Here is a 14,677-nt window from a genome sequence, read left to right as displayed (position 1 = left end):
GCAGGAAAATTTAAATGCCGTTTCATGGCGTTACGCCCAGCGCGTCATCGCTACCGTTCACTTCGCCTATCGGAAGATCATGATGAGAAAACTCACAACGCCGCTGATCGCCGCCCTGCTGCTCGGGCTGTTTAGCCTGCCGGCCGGCGCGCAGGAGAAACTGCAGCAAATCACCATCGGTTACCAAAAAGCCAACATTTTTGCGCTGCTGAAATACCGCGGTACGCTGGAAAAAACCCTGGAGCCGCAGGGTATCAAGGTTCGCTGGATAGAATTCCCCGCCGGCCCACAGATGTTGGAAGGGTTGAACGTCGGCAGCATCGATCTGGCGGCGACCGGCGACGCTCCGCCGGCCTTCGCGCAAGCCGCCAAGGCCGATCTGGTTTATTTGGCGCATTCGCCGCCCAGCCCGAAAACCGAAGCCATCGTGGTGCCGCAGGATTCGGCGATCCGCTCCGTGGCCGATCTGAAACGGAAACGCGTGGCGTTGAACAAAGGGTCTGACGTCAATTACCTGCTGGTGAGCGCGCTGGAACAGGCCGGCTTGAGCTACAAGGACATCACGCCGGTCTATCTGCCGCCGAGCGATGCCCGCGCCGCCTTCCAGCGCGGCAGCGTCGACGCCTGGGTGATTTGGGATCCCTACTACGCCGAGGTGGAAACCCATGCCAACGCCCGTCGGCTGAAAGACGCGGAAGGCCTCGTGCCGCACTACACCTTCTATCTCGCCAGCCGCCGCTTTGCCGAAACCTACCCGGACAGCGCCAAGCAGGTGATTCAACAGCTCGGCGTGCTGAGCGACTGGGCCAACGGCCATCCGCAGGAAGCGGCGGCGATCCTCGCTCAGAGCACCGGCCTGGATCAGGCCATTTGGGCCAGAGCCATCGCCCGCATGCCGTTCGGCAGCCAGCGCATGTCGCCGGAGGTGTTCAGGCAGCAACAGCAGTTGGCGGATAAATTCACCGCCATCGGGCTGCTGCCGGTTAAGGTGGACGTCAACGCCGCCCGCTGGTCCGAAGATAAACCCGAGACGCCATAGCCTTTGCCGCGCTTTGGCTTTAGAAAGCAGAAACCGGCATTTTGCCACCGGAATAAGCTGACCTATGCTAACCCTGTGTGATGAAACGCGTTTTCATGGCATGTCTTCCGGAACGTTTTGCTTTAATTTGTTCGTCGTGAACCCTGGGCCGCGCCTGACTGGTGCGGCTTTTCTTTTTGCCCGGCAGTGCCAGCGGCGGTGAATTTTGCTATGTTAACCCGCAGATAAGCTTCCCGTTTTCAGCCGCCGGACCGACTCATGTTTACCCATAAAGCAATCGCCGAGCTCAACGCCCTGGAGCTGATGGTTTATACCTACGTCAGCAAACACAAGAATCAAGTGATGTACATGACCATCCGCGAGCTGGCCGAGGCCGCCGGCGTCTCCACCACCACCGTGCTGCGGTTTTGCAAGAAAATGGGCTGTGACGGCTATTCGGAATTTCGCATTCGTTTCAAGCTGTATCTGGAACAAACCGATGCGCCACCGGTCGATTCTGGCATCGGCGAAATCCTCAGCTTTTTTAAAAGCATCAGCAACGAAGAATTTAATCAGCTGATCGATCAGGCGGTGCAACATATCGCCGCCGCCGAGCGAATTATTTTCGTCGGCATCAGTACGTCGGGCGCATTGGGGAAATATGGCGCGCGTTTCTTTTCCAACGTCGGGAAATTCAGCACCCATATCGACGATCCTTATTATCCCGTCAACAGCGATATGTATAAAAACGCGGTGGCGATCATGCTGTCGGTTTCTGGTGAGACCGAAGAGATCCTGCGTTTGGCCAGCCAGTTCAGCCTGCACCACTGCAAGATCATCAGCATCACCAACAACGAAACCTCTTCGCTGGCGCGGCTGGCGGACTTCAACCTCTCCTACCACGTTCCGCAGCATTTGATCGGCGGGCATCACAATATTACCACGCAGATCCCCGTACTTTACATTATTGAAACCATCGGCAAACGGCTCGGGCATATTAATTCGGAAAAATAAAACAGGCTGTTTTTTTATTGTGACAAATCACTTTTCACGGTGATTTGTTATATCGTGACATTTCTTTCGGTCTTGCTACTCTGTTCTCAACGCAGCGTTATTACCCTTCATTAAATAAACCGATGAGACATTGACGATGAAACAGTTGCCGAAGGATTTTCTGTGGGGGGGCGCGGTCGCCGCGCACCAGGTTGAAGGCGGTTGGGATCGGGGCGGCAAAGGGCCAAGCATCGCCGACGTGCTGTCCGGCGGCTCGCACGGCGTGGATCGCGTGATGACCGACGGCGTGCTCGACGGCTATCGTTACCCCAACCACGAAGCGGTGGACTTCTACGGCCGCTACAAGCAGGACGTGGCACTGTTCGCCGAGATGGGCTTCAAGTGTTTTCGCACCTCGATCGCCTGGACGCGCATTTTCCCGAACGGCGACGAAGCGACGCCGAACGAGGCCGGCCTGCAGTTTTACGACGACCTGTTCGACGAACTGCTGAAATACGGTATTCAGCCGGTGATCACCCTGTCCCACTTCGAAATGCCTTACCATTTGGTGAAAGCTTACGGCGGCTGGAAAAATCGCCGGGTGGTGGAGTTCTTCGTGCGCTTTAGCGAGGTGGTGATGCGTCGCTACCGCGAAAAAGTGAAGTACTGGATGACCTTCAACGAGATCAACAACCAGAGCAACTACCGCTACCCGCTGTTCGGCTACTGCTGTTCCGGCGTGGATTACACCCAGGAAGACAACCCGGAACAGGCGCTGTACCAGGTGTTGCACCACCAGTTCGTCGCCAGCGCGCAGGTGGTCAAACTCGGCCATCAGATCAACCCGGAATTCAAAATCGGCTGCATGCTGGCCTGCGTGCCGTTCTATCCTTATTCCTGTAAACCGGACGACGTGATGTACGCCGTGGAAGCGATGCACCAGCGCTATCTGTATACCGACGTGCAGATGCGCGGCTACTACCCAAGCTACCTGCTGCGCGATTGGGAACGCAAAGGGCTGAAGATCGAGATGCAGCCGCAGGACGCGCAGATCCTGCGCGAGGGCTGTACTGACTACATCGGTTTCAGCTATTACATGAGCAACGCGCTGCAGGCCAACGCGGTGGACGGCAGCGGCGGCATGTTCGGCTTCCCGGGCAACGTGCCGAACCCGCACGTCAAGGCCTCCGACTGGGGCTGGCAGATCGATCCGGTCGGGCTGCGCTATTCGCTGAACGTGCTGTATGAACGTTACCAGAAGCCGCTGTTTATCGTGGAAAACGGCTTCGGCGCCTTCGACAAGGTGGAGGCGGACGGCCAGATCAACGATGACTATCGCATCGACTATCTGCGCGCCCATATCGAAGAGATGAAGAAAGCGGTGATTGAAGACGGTGTAGATCTGATCGGCTACACGCCGTGGGGCTGCATCGACTGCGTGTCGTTCACCACCGGTGAGTACAGCAAACGCTACGGGTTCATCTACGTCGACAAACACGACGACGGTACCGGCACGCTCGAACGTTCGCGCAAGAAAAGCTTCGACTGGTATCGCCAGGTGATCGCCAGCAACGGCGAACAGCTGTAACCGCACGACAGACAATCAGGGGCGATTTTCGCCCCTTTTTACTGTGCCTTACTCCGCCGCCTGCCCGGCGGCGAGGTACGTCGCCATTTCCGCCGACGGCACCATGCCGCCGCCGGTCGCCCACACCAGATGCGTCGCCTGCGCCAGGTGCTCGGCGCTGATGCCTTGCTCGCTGAGCGCCTTCGCATGGGCGGCAACGCGCCACGGTCCGGCCATGCCCGCCAACGCGGACGGCTCCAGTTGGATATGCTCGTACCGGTCCAACAACCCGAGCAGCGCAAACATCTCTTCATCGCTGAGAGTGTAAAACGCGTTCAGCAGACGTTCCATCGCCCGGCCGACAAAGCCGGAGGCGCGCCCCACCGCCAGCCCGTCCGCCGCCGTGCGGTTGTCGATGCCGAGATCTTGCACCGCAATGCCGTCATGCAACCCGCTGTAGACGCCGAGCAGCATGCAGGGCGAATGGGTCGGTTCGGCAAAAATGCAGTGAACGTGATCGCCGAACGCCAGCTTGAGGCCAAAGGCCACACCGCCCGGCCCGCCGCCAACGCCGCACGGCAGATACACGAACAGCGGATGCTGCGCGTCCACCACAATGCCCTGTTCGGCAAATTGCCGCTTCAGGCGACCGCCGGCCACCGCGTAGCCGAGGAACAGGGTTTGCGAGTTTTCATCATCGATAAAGAAGCAACTCGGATCGTCCGCCGCCTGTTTGCGCCCTTGTTCGACCGCCACGCCGTAATCGTCGGCGTACTCCACCACCGTCACGCCATTTTCGCGCAGCTTCTGTTTTTTCCACTCTCGCGCATCCGCCGACATGTGCACGCTGACGTCAAACCCCAACCGGGCGCTGATGATGCCGATGGATAATCCCAGATTGCCGGTCGATCCGACGGCGATGCGGTACTGGCTGAAGAATTGACGGAACTCGTCGGAAAACAGCCGGGCGTAGTCGTCGCCGGTGTGCAGCAGCCCCGCCTCCAGCGCCAGCTTTTCCGCGTGCTTCAGCACCTCATAGATGCCGCCGCGCGCCTTGATTGAACCGGAAATCGGCAGATGGCTGTCCTTTTTCAACAGCAGGCGTCCGCCCAACGTCTGCCCATAGCGCCGATCCAACGCGAGCTGCATGGCAGGGATCGCCACCAGCTCGGATTCGATGATCCCCTTTGTGGGTTGGGTTTCCGGGAAGGCCGCGGCGAGATAAGGCGCGAAGCGCGCCAGGCGCTGCTCCGCGTCGGCGACGTCGGCGGCGGTCAACCCGACGTGGGGCAAGCCTGCGGCCAGCGTTGTCGCGCGTGGATTGAACCAGGTGATCGGCTCTAGCGCGACCATGCGTTGCAACAGCGGATGCTGGGCGACCCACGATAGGATCTGTGATTTCTGCATAAGTGTCCCTGACTGAGGTTGGCGTTGCCGTCACCTTGCCGCGAACGCCGGCGGCTGACAAATGATAAATTCTGAGCTTGAGGTGCAATAGATTGATGCAAGTGCGACGTTAGCCGGCCGTCACGCCAAACAGCAGGCCGACGCCGGAAGAAACCGCCATCGCCAGTGCGCTCCAGATGAGGATGCGCGCCACGCCCGGCAAGATCGGCGCCCCGCCGGTTTTCGCGGCGATGCCGCCGAGAATGCCGAGGGAAATCAGCGCCGACGCCACCAGCGCCGGCCGCGTCCAGGCGACCGGTACCCGCAGCGCCACCAGCAGAGGCAACAGCGCGCCGAGAGAGAAACTGAGGGCCGACGCCAACGCGGCCTGCAGCGGCCGGGCGCGGGTGGCAGAGGAAATGCCCAGCTCGTCGCGCGCGTGGGCCTCCAGCGCATCATGCGCCATCAGCTTTTCCGCCACCTGCCGGGCCAACGCCGGATCCAGACCGCGATGCACGTAGATTGACGTCAGTTCGCGAAACTCCCCCGGGTAGTCTTCAAGCAGTTCCGCCTGTTCCTCCGCCAGCGCGGCCTTTTCGGTATCCGCCTGCGATGAGACCGACACATACTCGCCGGTGGCCATCGACATTGCGCCGGCCACCCACCCGGCGACACCGGCGATCATCAGCGCGGAATGCGAGGCGCTGGCCGCCGCGACGCCCAGCAGCAGGCTGGCCGTTGAAACGATGCCGTCGTTGGCGCCGAGCACCGCCGCCCGCAGCCAGCCGATGCGTTCAATACTGTGCCGTTCTCGGTGCATCCGTTCTCTCCCTCAGTGAGCGTTGCACTACTCGCGCGCCGCCGCTTCCAACCCGGCGATGTCGATTTTGCCCATCAACAGCATCGCTTCCGTGACACGCCGCACGCGGGCGGCGTCGGGATCGTTCATCAACTCCGTCAGGCGCCGCGGCACAATTTGCCAGCACAGCCCCCAGCGATCGCGCAGCCAGCCGCACTGCTCCGCCTCGCCGCCCTCGCTCAACGCGCCCCACAGCCTGTCGACCTCCGCCTGATCGTCACATTCCACCATCACGGAGAAGCTGTGATTGAACGGATCCAACGGCCCGGCTTCGATCGCCGCATAGCGCTGGTCGCCCAACGTGAAGGAAGCCAGCTTCACGCTGCCGGCCGGGCCGCTCGGCGTATCCGCCGGCAGCTCGGAAAACCAGTTCACGGACGAACCGGGGATCAACGCGACATAGCAATTCAGCGCCGCTTCCATGTCTTTTTCAAACCACAGATGTTGCGTAATTCTGGCCATCTGTGCCTCCTTTACGCATCGAGGATCGGCGCGAAACCGCCGAAGATCATGCGTTTGCCGTCGAACGGCATCTCGCCCAGCGCTTTCATGCGCGGGTCGTTCATCATTTTTTCGTTGGCGGCGTCGCGTACCGTCTTGGAGGGGTACTCTATCCAACTGAACACCACCACTTCGTCTTCCTGGGCTTTCACCGCGCCGCGAAAGTCGGTAAGTTTGCCGTCGGGCACGTCATCGCCCCAACATTCCACGATGCGCGTGGCGCCAAACTCTTTGAACAGCGGCGCCGCTGCGGCCGCCAACCGGTGATAGGCCTCCTTATTGGCGGCCGGTACCGCCACCACAAACCCGTCTACGTATTTCATTCTGGCATCCTCTTGTCTGATTAAGGACCGTCGGTTCAGCACGGGCGACGTTGCCCGTGCCTCCTACCAGTTTAGACGGCGGGCGTGTGGCTCGGATCGTTGGGCGGATAAGATTCCGGCGTGGCAACCCGGTTACGGCCGGCATTTTTCGCTTTGTATACCGCCAGGTCCGCCAGTTTGAGCAGGTCAGCCAGGCTATGGCCGGAACCGCCTGGGCAGGTCACCATGCCGATGCTGACGGTGATCTGCAGCGGATGCCCGGCCGGCATGAGGATAGACTCCGTTTCGATGCGTTGCCGCAGGCGTTCGGCCAATTGCCATCCTTGCTGCGGCTGGCCGAGCGTCGAGACGATGGCGAACTCTTCGCCGCCCATGCGGCCGAACAGATCGTTGACGTTCAGATCGGTGGCGATGGCGCGGGTAAACGCCATCAGCGCCTGATCGCCACCGTCGTGGCCGAAACGATCATTAATCGATTTGAAATAGTCGATGTCGAGCATCATGACGCACACCAGCTCGCCTTTCTGGTCGATCACCCGCTCGCCGCGCTGCATAAACGCATTGCGCGTCAACACGTGGGTCAGCGCATCGTGATTCGCCACGTGCTCCAACGTGCGCAGCAGCGCGTTGCGCGCATAGTTCATGCTGGCCACCGCGATGGGCCCCAGCGCCAGCAACGCGATGCCCAAGCGCATCGATACCGCGTTCTGCGGCACCTTCATGTCGAGCGTGGTGCTAAGCAACCCGAAATCGATCGCCAGATGGCACCACAGCACATAGGCCAGCACCGCGATCATAGTGCTGAAGAGCGAAAAGGACATCGCCAGCCACAGCAGCACCGGCATTGGAAAAATCACCGCGCCGGGGCCGCCGATCAGCACGCTGCAAACCGCCGCCAGCACCAGCAGCGCTAACACCACCAGTTTTTGCCCCGCAATCGGCCACTGGCTGCGCTGCGTCACCATGTTGCAGGACGCGCGCAGCCTATGCCGCCAATCGGCGGGAAACGCCAGAATGAACGGCATCAGCGTGACGTAGTTGGTAAATTCAGAAGAGAACCACAGCACCAGCGAGGTCAAATAGGGCCGGCCGAACAGCCACTGCGAGGCCCCCGCGCCCACAACGCCGGTAGCGGCAGCAGCGGCCAGGCAGATACCGAACAAATACATGCTGGAAGCGCCACGCTGCAGCGTACGCGCCGGCGGCGGCAGGCGCATGAACAACAGATACCCTACCACTACGCCGATCAGATTGGCGGCGTTCAGCAACAGCGCCTTTTCCAGCAAGCTGCCAGTCAGCAGATCCGCCGCCAGATACCCCAACACCGCCATGCTCCAACCGGCGCGCGTGGCCCACTGCGGGCGGCGCACCAGAACGGCCAGCAGTACGGCGTTTGCCGGCCAGAATACCGCCAAAAATCCGACGGGACGGCTCACGATGCCCAACAAGCAAACCGCGAACACCAACAAAAAAACGGTGAGTGCGGGCCAGATTTTACGGGTATCGGACAACGAAGTGGTTTGCATCTTGGATCCAGAGACTTGCGCCAGCATAAAGTGACCGTCTTTTCGTGTCACAACCATCGACGGTGAGGAGAGTATAAACGGCCGATCCGCCTATTATTGCCAGTTTTGCCGGCCCAGACACCTGTTTATTCATCTAGGAAAAATATATTTGTGTATCAATATATTGACGACACCACCCTTCTAACGCAGAAACTGCTGAATTGGGCGCCTCACTTTTAACATCCCGAGCTCCGGGTGGCCCGTTACCCGCAATAAACGCCGCCTTTTCCCTAAAAAGCAAAATAAGATTGGGCAATTCACCCCACGTCAAAGCGCCTTGCGGTACATCACAAAACCGGGGCGCTCTGCCACCCGATCATACAGCCGCATGGCGGTCTGGTTGGTTTCGTGGGTATTCCAGTAAACTCGCGGCAACCCCAACTGCTGCGCACGCTCATAGACCGCCGCGATCAGCGCCCTCGCCACCCCTTTGCCGCGCATCGCCTCCGCGGTAAACAGATCCTGCAGATAGCAATTTGGCTGAAGTTGAGAGGTGCTGCGGTGGAGGATATAGTGCGTCAACCCCACCACCTGGCCCTGATGTTCCGCGACCAGCGCAAACATCGGTTCGTAGGCGTCGAGAAAGCGTCGCCAGGTGGCCTGCGTCACGTCGTCCGGCAGCGCCGTTCCCCCCTCACGGCCGTAAAATGCGTTATACCCTTGCCACAGCGCCAGCCAGGCGGTGTAATCCCGCGCTTCCAGCGACCTGACCACGATGCTTTCGCTCATGATGTCCTCTTCGATGATGTCAAAATGCCCCGCCTCCAGCATAGAACAGCGAACGTCAGCGTGCAGGCGGCGGCATCACACCGGCGAGAAAATCCAGCCGCGCGCGGTTGAACAACACCGGCCACTGCAGCGGCACGAAGTGGCTGACGCCCGGCAGCGTAACCAGACGGGCGCCGGGGATGCTGTCGCTCAGGTAGGCGGCATGCCCTGCGCGGCAAAGTGGGTCAAATCGTCGTCGGTTTGCATCTTTCCCTCCTCGTTCGCCGCCGTTGTGCGCCGAAACGTTATCAAAGGAGTATAGATTGCACCGGTGAGCGGTGCCGTTCGCTTTCCCGACATATACTTAAGGGAGGAATCGCAATGGAGGACGGTGAGATGAAGAAGATAATTCTCGTGTTTTTGATGCTGATGCTGAGCGGTTGTATCGGCGGAGGCGGCGGCCCATCGAATGCGCCTTCGGCATCGCCGAATGAACCTTACACCTGCACCAAATCCAGCGCCAACAGCGACTGCTCGCAATCGGTGGAACCGTCGATGTACTAGCCACGTTCGGCGGGCCGTCACTTAACGGCCCGCCGCCTCAGGGCTGGATTAGGAGGAATGTTCCTCTTCGTTGGCCTGATACCGCGTCGCCTGCTGTTTCATAAACACCACTTCTTGCGGGCTGGACAGGCTCACTTCCTGCGCGCGCAGCAGCTTGAGGATATTGAACAGCAGTTCGCTCTTGGTGGCGCCGACCATGCGCGGGCTCGGCACGTAGCCAGTCACGCTCAGGATAATACCGTCCGGCCCCAGCTGGCTAAAGCGCACATAAGGTGCCGGCGTCTCCAGAATGGTTTCGTACTCGTTATAGGCGCTGAGCAAGATATTGCGCACCTGCTCCGGATCGATCGAGGTCGGGAACGTCAGCGCGATGGTCACTACCCCTTGCGCGTTGCCCATGGTGGCGTTGCGCACGTTCTGCGAGATCAGCTGCGAGTTCGGTACGATCATGGTGGAACGGTCGCTGAGCTGGATTTCGGTGGCGCGCACGTTGATGCGCCGCACGTCGCCTTCCACGCCGCCGATGCCGATCATATCCCCGACCTTCACCGGGCGCTCGGTTAGCAGGATCAGGCCGGAAATAAAGTTCTTCACGATCTCCTGTAAACCGAAACCGATACCGACCGACAAGGCGCTGACGATCCACGCCAGGTTGCTCCACTGGATGCCGAGCGCCGCCAGGGTGATCAGAATCACCAGCACATAACCGATATTGCTGAACAGCGTCACCAGCGAGGCCCGGATGCCGACGTCCGAAATGGTTTTCGGCAGCAGCTCAGAGCCCAGCCAGCGCCGCACCGCGCGCAGAATGTAGATACCGATCGCCAGACAGATCACGGCGTTGAGCAGGTTGCCGGGCACGATGTTGAAACGCTGCAAGCCTTCGCCGGTCAGGATCGAGACGATTTTCTCCATCAGCGAGCCTGGCGTGGTGCTGCCGAACGAGCCGTTGAACAACGCGACGATCATCAACAGCAACAGCGAACATTTGGCCAGCGCGGTGGTGATGATCGCCACCTGCTCCAGATGGCGATCCTTGAAGCTGAGCGTTTTCTTCAGCATCTTGCCGCTGACGGTCTGCGGCGAAAACAGCGCGGCGCACAGGTCAGTGGCGAACAACACCATGAAGTAGAACGCCATCAGCACCAGCACCACCCAGATCAGCTGGTAGGTCAGGAAGCGGGCGAAGGCGATGTAACCCACAAGCAAGGAAAGCAGGATCACCACCGAACACACCAGGGTGACGATATGCACCAGCCCGCCGACCAGCGTGCGTTTTTCCAGGTGCGCGCCCTGCTGCTCCAGACGGCGACGAATGCGCTGGCCGCGCAGCGGCGCCGCCAGCAGCACCATGCCGATCAATCCCGCTACCAGGCCGTTGCCGAAGATGGTGGTGGCCAATGAGGCGCTGACGACGTTGTTGATCAGCTCAACGGTGCCGAACGCCAGCGCCAGACCGGCCAGCAGCGGCGAGAAGTAACGCAGCCCGGCGGCCACTTCATTGTCCAGCGAAGCCAAACGCCACGACGGACGATTCAGCGACAGCGCCGCACGCCCCAGCCCGGCGATCAGCGCGCAGAAAATCCCCAGACGGTTAAAGCCTTCGGCGAAGTCTTCCAGCATCACCGGCAGCGGCTGCACGCGGATAAAAACGTAATACAGCAAATTCAGCGCGATCGAGGTAGTGAACACCGTCACGGCCACGGTGATGATCGCCATAAAGCTGCGGCGCAGGCGCCCGTCCGGCAGGAAGCGAATGCTGACCCAGGCGAGGAAACGCTCGGACAAATAGCGCCCCCAGGACCAGACGATCACCGCCAGCGCCAGCAACGCCAGCGTGCCGTAACGCCATTCGTCCTGCCAACTGGCGTCCCAGGCCGCTTTCATCTCGGCGTTGAACTGGTCCAGCCGCTGCACGTCATCCGCTGACGGCTGCACCACCGGCGTCCAGAATTTGACGCCCAAAATGCTGCCGGTGTTCAGCGCCAGTTGGGTTTTAAACGCTACCCGGCGCAGATCGCTGATCTGCTGCCCCAGGTCGAAAGCGCTGGTCTTGATGGCCTGCGCGCGTTTTACCGCATCGTCCAGCTGCTTCTTGCTGCTGTTCAGCGCATTACGCTGCTGGGCGACAGCCGGGGTTTCCGGCAGCGCGCCGGCCGCCGGGGCCGGCCCCAGCACGTCCAGCTGTGCCTGCAGTTTTTCCTGCAGCGGCTGCAGATCGGCAGACAATTTATCCATGCTGGCGACCAGATCGTCGGTCGCCAGCCGCAGCTTGCTGAGCTGGGTGTCGGTGGTAGCCTTTGAAACCAGCTGCTTCATGCTGTCCAACTGCTTTTGCGCGGCTTTCAGCTGCGTAGCGGGATCGGGCGCGCTTTCGGCGGTGGGATCATCCTGGGGGGCGGCGACGGCGCCGAGCGGCGTCAGCTGCAAACCCAACAGCAATAACAACAACAGCAGGAACGAACGGGGCTTTAACATAAATTCAGTGCTCAGCATCATTATCTGATAGACAGACGAAAAGGCGGCGGATGAACCGTCGCTTAACCATAAACGCTAATTATAATAGCTGCTTAATGTCGGCCGAAATACAGTAATTATTCCCATTGTGTGCCACGCGCCCGTGCTCGCCTTAGCCTGCTGATTATTCAGGCGCTTTTACACTGGCGATACGGCATAAAGCGCTCTATACTCCAGCCACCGATTAACCTGCAACCAATAAAAGGAGACTTACTATGCTGACGTGTGAATTGGTTTTTCACTCACACTTCTTTGGTAATCGTCGCCGCTCAAGCATTACCGGTATCGTGCTGCGATAACCCAGCTTGAGCGAAGCTTACTAAAATCCAGGATCTTCCCTCCGGCTTACCGGGTTGTCGTCAGCGATGTTTGACGATAGGCATTGTCATGCCTGTAACTCTTGAGTAAGCAATGAGCACATTACTGTCTGCACAATCTGTCGGTTACGACAACGCGTTCGGCGTCCTGCTGAGCGAGATATCCTTCAGCCTGAAAAAAGGCGATCGCATCGGTTTGATCGGCGATAACGGCTGCGGCAAAAGCACCCTGCTGCAAATTCTCAGCGGCGACCTGCCTGCGCACACCGGTTCAGTGACATTGTCACACCAATGTCTGATGGCGCGCATCGAGCAGCACCTGCCGCCGGAGCTGCACGCCTGCACCCTGCTGGATGCGGTGCTGGCGCGGCTGCCTGCGGGCCAACACCTCAGTGAACGCTGGCGCTGTGAAGCGTTACTGGCCGAGCTGGGGTTTGAACCGGCGAGCTGGACGTTGACCGCCGGCACCCTCAGCGGCGGCCAGCATACGCGGCTGCTGTTGGCGCGCGCGTTGATCCGCCAACCCGATCTGCTGTTGCTCGACGAACCCAGCAACCACCTGGACCTGCCCACGCTGCTGTGGCTGGAACAGTTCTTGCGCAGCTGGGCCGGCAGCTTCGTGCTGGTGTCGCACGATCGCTACCTGCTCGATCAGGTGACTAACTGCACCTGGATCCTGCGCGACAAAACGCTGCAGTTCTTCCGTTTGCCCTGCTCTGCGGCGCGCACCGCGCTGGCGGAACAGGACGCCGCGGACGAACAGCGGCGCTACGCCGAGCAGAAAGAGATAGACCGGGTGGAAAAAAGCGCCAAACGCCTGGCGACCTGGGGCAAGGTCTACGACAACGAAGATCTGGCGCGCAAGGCCAAGCAAATGGAGAAGCGCGTCGATCGGTTGAAGGAAGAACAGACCACCCTGACCGCCGGCAGCCCGTGGCGGTTGCGGCTGCAGGGAGAAGCGCTGGATGCCGATCGCCTGCTGGCGCTGCCGCACTGGGCGGTGCGCCCGGCGCCGGATGCGCCGGTGCTGTTCAGCCTCGAACATCTGCGCGTGAAAAGCGGCGATCGCATCGCCATCGTCGGGCGCAACGGCTGCGGTAAATCGTCGCTGCTGCGCCTGTTGTGGCGTGAGTATCAGCAACAAACGGAGCGCCCGGCGCTGTTCCATCCGCGCGTGCGCATCGGCTATTACGATCAGAGCCTGCAACAGCTGCGCGATGAAGACACGTTGAGCGACGCGTTGGCGCAGTTTGCACCGCTGACCGAGGAACAGCGGAAACTGGCGCTGATCGGCGCCGGTTTTCCTTACCTGCGCCACCATCAGCAGATCCGTTCGCTGAGCGGTGGCGAGCGTTCGCGGCTGCTGTTCGTCGGTCTGACGCTGGCCAACCATTCGCTGCTGCTGCTGGACGAGCCCACCAACCACCTGGACATGGCGGGCAAAGAGGAGCTGGCGGAAACGCTGCGCCAGTTCCCCGGCGCCGTCATGCTGGTTACCCACGACAGGATGCTGATCGAACAGAGCTGCAACCGCTTTTGGCTGATCGACCAGCAAAAACTGGAGGAGTGGCACGATCTGGCGCCGGTGTATCAGCGCCTGGCGGGCGAAGCGCCGGCACTGCCGACGGCGGACAGGGCTAATGCTGATGGCCCGACGCCGGACGATCGATTGGAAGGCGAAGAAGCGCTGTTGACCGCTCTGTTTGCCCTCGAAAGCAAATTGGAGGCCGACCAGGCGCGCAAGCCGAAGCATCAGAAACCGGAGCTTCAGGCGCGCTGGCGCCGCGAGATTGCCGACATCACCGCCCGGTTGCATCTGGGCTAACCTTGACAGGCCGCCATCCGGCGGCCTGTTTTTTGATGGAGTGCGACATGGCATTTTCCCTTGAGCAAGCCTCACTCTCGCAGCGGCCACTGCTGGCGGCCATGCTGTCCGATTGCCTTCGCGAGTTGGGCGCCGATGGAGATTACCCCTATCTGCCGCTCTACTGGCGCGAGGTCGGCCGCTACCCTTATTTGATATTGAGCGATCGACAAACGGCCGGTTTCGCGTTGGTCAGGCGCCTGGATAGCGCCACCGTCGAAATGGCGGAGTTCTACATCAAACCCGAATGGCGACGCAACGGGCTGGGACAACGGGCCGCTCATTCCTTGTTCGCGCAGCATCCCGGCGGTTGGTCGCTGTCGGTCAGCCAGGATAATCCGCGCGGGCTGGCGTTTTGGCGCTCGATAATACCGGCCGAGGCCAAGACCGAACCGCTTTCAGCCCACGACGCCCTGATACTGCTACGTTTTTATTATCCGCCGCGTTGAACGACACATTACGTTCATTCTTTTATGGCAGAGTAAGTCGATTCAT

The 14,677-nt window shown here is 60.3% G+C and carries 13 protein-coding genes; 6 read left to right on the top strand and 7 right to left on the bottom strand.

Annotation, left to right across the window (positions count from 1 at the left end; genetic code table 11):
- Window positions 1-82: 82 nt before the first annotated feature.
- The 3 genes from ACJ8J5_RS05640 (at window position 83) to ACJ8J5_RS05630 (ending at window position 3,599) form a co-directional block, all read left to right on the top strand.
- A complete protein-coding gene (locus ACJ8J5_RS05640; protein WP_173888855.1) occupies window positions 83-1,039 on the top strand; it encodes a sulfonate ABC transporter substrate-binding protein in 957 nt (318 codons plus the stop codon).
- Window positions 1,040-1,297: 258 nt separating this feature from the next.
- Window positions 1,298-2,032: a MurR/RpiR family transcriptional regulator gene (locus ACJ8J5_RS05635; RefSeq protein ID WP_173888764.1), complete on the top strand. Its 735-nt coding sequence runs from the start codon at window positions 1,298-1,300 to the stop codon at window positions 2,030-2,032.
- Window positions 2,033-2,162: 130 nt separating this feature from the next.
- Complete coding sequence (locus ACJ8J5_RS05630; RefSeq protein ID WP_173888763.1) at window positions 2,163-3,599, top strand: 6-phospho-beta-glucosidase; 1,437 nt, start codon at window positions 2,163-2,165, stop codon at window positions 3,597-3,599.
- Between the two features lie 48 nt (window positions 3,600-3,647).
- Here ACJ8J5_RS05630 and ACJ8J5_RS05625 read toward each other — a convergent pair whose 3' ends face one another.
- From ACJ8J5_RS05625 to ACJ8J5_RS05600, 6 genes are all read right to left on the bottom strand, one after another.
- Window positions 3,648-4,985 carry a D-serine ammonia-lyase gene (locus tag ACJ8J5_RS05625; protein ID WP_173888761.1) on the bottom strand — a complete coding sequence of 446 codons (1,338 nt, stop codon included), beginning with the start codon at window positions 4,983-4,985 and terminating at the stop codon, window positions 3,648-3,650.
- Window positions 4,986-5,094: 109 nt separating this feature from the next.
- Window positions 5,095-5,784: a VIT1/CCC1 transporter family protein gene (locus ACJ8J5_RS05620; protein ID WP_060433114.1), complete on the bottom strand. Its 690-nt coding sequence runs from the start codon at window positions 5,782-5,784 to the stop codon at window positions 5,095-5,097.
- A gap of 27 nt (window positions 5,785-5,811) precedes the next feature.
- Window positions 5,812-6,285 (bottom strand): VOC family protein, encoded by a 474-nt coding sequence (locus ACJ8J5_RS05615; protein WP_025302904.1) that lies wholly within the window; start codon window positions 6,283-6,285, stop codon window positions 5,812-5,814.
- Between the two features lie 11 nt (window positions 6,286-6,296).
- Entirely contained in the window at window positions 6,297-6,647 is a 351-nt protein-coding gene (locus ACJ8J5_RS05610) for a DUF1428 domain-containing protein (protein WP_060433116.1), read from the bottom strand.
- Between the two features lie 71 nt (window positions 6,648-6,718).
- Entirely contained in the window at window positions 6,719-8,173 is a 1,455-nt protein-coding gene (locus ACJ8J5_RS05605; protein ID WP_060433117.1) for a GGDEF domain-containing protein, read from the bottom strand.
- A 306-nt stretch (window positions 8,174-8,479) separates the two neighbouring features.
- On the bottom strand, window positions 8,480-8,941 hold the full coding sequence (locus ACJ8J5_RS05600) for a GNAT family N-acetyltransferase (RefSeq protein WP_147823830.1): 462 nt from the start codon (window positions 8,939-8,941) through the stop codon (window positions 8,480-8,482).
- Window positions 8,942-9,316: 375 nt separating this feature from the next.
- On the opposite strand from ACJ8J5_RS05600, the gene ACJ8J5_RS05595 reads away from it, so the two are divergent.
- Window positions 9,317-9,484, top strand: coding sequence for a hypothetical protein (locus ACJ8J5_RS05595; protein ID WP_164550866.1), 168 nt, complete (start codon window positions 9,317-9,319; stop codon window positions 9,482-9,484).
- A gap of 48 nt (window positions 9,485-9,532) precedes the next feature.
- Here ACJ8J5_RS05595 and ACJ8J5_RS05590 read toward each other — a convergent pair whose 3' ends face one another.
- A complete protein-coding gene (locus tag ACJ8J5_RS05590) occupies window positions 9,533-11,962 on the bottom strand; it encodes a DUF3772 domain-containing protein (protein WP_065424061.1) in 2,430 nt (809 codons plus the stop codon).
- A gap of 450 nt (window positions 11,963-12,412) precedes the next feature.
- Between ACJ8J5_RS05590 and ACJ8J5_RS05585 the strand changes: the two genes are divergently transcribed.
- Both ACJ8J5_RS05585 and ACJ8J5_RS05580 read left to right on the top strand, forming a co-directional pair.
- Window positions 12,413-14,143, top strand: coding sequence for an ABC-F family ATP-binding cassette domain-containing protein (locus tag ACJ8J5_RS05585; RefSeq protein WP_167324329.1), 1,731 nt, complete (start codon window positions 12,413-12,415; stop codon window positions 14,141-14,143).
- A gap of 47 nt (window positions 14,144-14,190) precedes the next feature.
- Entirely contained in the window at window positions 14,191-14,631 is a 441-nt protein-coding gene (locus ACJ8J5_RS05580; protein WP_141998144.1) for a GNAT family N-acetyltransferase, read from the top strand.
- Window positions 14,632-14,677: the final 46 nt, after the last annotated feature.

This window comes from Serratia sp. CY43202 (assembly GCF_052168755.1).
Lineage (GTDB): Bacteria > Pseudomonadota > Gammaproteobacteria > Enterobacterales > Enterobacteriaceae > Serratia > Serratia bockelmannii.
The sequence above is the reverse complement of the archived record's forward strand: the minus strand, read 5'-3'. Positions and strand labels throughout refer to the sequence as shown.